Annotated in this window: 3 protein-coding genes; 1 reads left to right on the plus strand and 2 read right to left on the minus strand. The window is 62.0% G+C overall.

Annotated features, from left to right (window positions below):
• The coding region (locus GL300_RS25975) for an NAD(P)/FAD-dependent oxidoreductase (protein ID WP_155042568.1) at positions 1 to 749 on the plus strand (749 nt) is incomplete at its 5' end.
• Positions 750 to 776: 27 nt separating this feature from the next.
• Here the strand turns inward: GL300_RS25975 and GL300_RS25980 are convergent.
• Both GL300_RS25980 and GL300_RS25985 read right to left on the minus strand, forming a co-directional pair.
• Positions 777 to 935: a DUF3008 family protein gene (locus GL300_RS25980; RefSeq protein WP_155042569.1), complete on the minus strand. Its 159-nt coding sequence runs from the start codon at positions 933 to 935 to the stop codon at positions 777 to 779.
• 105 nt (positions 936 to 1,040) lie between these two features.
• A complete protein-coding gene (locus tag GL300_RS25985) occupies positions 1,041 to 1,721 on the minus strand; it encodes a site-specific integrase (protein ID WP_155042570.1) in 681 nt (226 codons plus the stop codon).
• Positions 1,722 to 1,880 lie beyond the last annotated feature (159 nt).

Genomic DNA, 1,880 nt, shown 5'->3' on the forward strand with positions numbered 1-1,880 from the left:
TTGCGTGCGACTATCTAGACCAAGCGGAACTCATGCAGCGCTTCGGCATCGACCGCAGCGCTGCGATCCTGTCCGGTGCCTCGGCCTCGGCGAATCCGGGGCAATTGACCGCTGGCCTGTTAAGTGTGGCGCAGGCGCGCGGGGCCGAGATCGCCTCGCCCGTGGAAATTACCGATCTGGCTGAAACCGGCGACAGCGCCGCCCTTGCCACCCGCGAGGGCGGGGTGCTGACCGCAGAGCAGGTGGTCTTTTGCACCGGCTACGAATTCCTGCCGGTGATGGAAAGCCGTGCGCATCGCATCACCTCGACCTGGGCGCTGGCCAGTCGCCCCCGCATCGCGCGGCCCGACTGGCTGGACCGCTCGCTGGTTTGGGAGGCATCGGAGCCCTACCTGTATTTCCGCAGCGCACGTGATGGCCGGATCATCGCGGGCGGCGAAGACATGGACGACCCAGAAGCCTATCGCGACCCGGCGCGGCTGCATGCTAAAGCCCGGCGCATCGCGCTGAAATTGCGCAATCTTTGCGGAATCGAGATCGGTTCGCCCGCCTATGTCTGGGCAGCACCCTTCGGCAATACCAGCGACGGCCTGCCGATCATCGACAGGGTTCCGGGCTTCAGCTGCGCCCATGCCGTTATGGGCTTTGGCGGCAATGGCATCACGTTTTCCATGATCGCCGCCCAGATCATCGCGGCGCGGCTCTCGGACAAACGTGACCCCGACGAGGAGTTGTTTGCCTTTCGCTAGGCCCCGCGTTCATCACTGCTTCACATGTTAGGGCTTGCCCTTGCGTTTGGTGCTGGCCAGCTCTTCCGGCTGGGCTTCGGTCATCGCTTTCGCCGCGCCACGCAAGTTGCCTTTCGGTGTCTCACTACGCTTTGCAAAAAGCGCGGCGGCGGTGTTCTGGAAGAGCCTTGAGATCCTCCTTGCCATAGTTCGTCACGCCATGGACGGCACCTTTCTCGTCGCGCATGAAATCAATCTCGGTGATGTCGATCGCGACGGGCTTCACGCCGATACCCAAAAAGCCATGACGGCCTAGGTGCCCGGACCGAATCCGTGCAGATGCGAGACGGTAAGCGATCGCATCACCGTGACCCCGCGCGCTGACCTGTGCTTCAGTTCCGTGAAGAGTTGGCCGCCGCCGACGCGATCGCGATGCGCCAAAAGGCCAAGTTCTATCAGATGCTCGTGGATCGGGACCTTGCGGCGCGACTGCTTGTTCTTCAACCGACGCAACTCGTTCGTCTGGAGGTGGAAGGCCCAGATTCCATCCTCCTCAATCAGATCAGTGCAGTCGAGACCGGGAATTTCCTCACGCCGGGCACCGATATAGGCGGCGATCAACGGAATCAGTAAAGTCCTTTCACACAGCATCAGTTGACCCGGGACACTTCGCTGCAATTCGTTCGCGCATCCCCGCCAGGCCGTGCCCTCGAAGATTTTTCGGGCATCATCGCGGGTGAAGGATTTGACCTTCTCCTGAGCATCCTCGGCATCCTTCTCACGAAGATCGCTGATATCGGGCCGCGCATCGATCTCAATGCCCTCCGAGCGGGCCTGATTGAGCAGCTGTCCCACGAAACCGAGATTGCGGTTCACCGTGTCCGGCGCAAGGCTGCATTCGGCACTGCGTGCAACGGCTGTGGCGATAATGTCTTCGAGCGGCATGGCCTTTTCCTTGGCGCTCTTGCGATAGGTCGGCGGAAGCTGTGCCATGACCTCGCAGAACCGAGCCAGGTCGGACTGTTTCAGGTGCCGGATATCACCGACGCCGGTGGCTTCGACAAAGGGGCTCGCGGGGTCTTGTCGGTGGCCAGCCCGCGCTGTTCCTTGCGGCCCGACAGGCGGTCGGCGATTGCAGTGATCGTCGGATCA

Source organism: Paracoccus litorisediminis (genome assembly GCF_009711205.1).
Lineage (GTDB): Bacteria > Pseudomonadota > Alphaproteobacteria > Rhodobacterales > Rhodobacteraceae > Paracoccus > Paracoccus litorisediminis.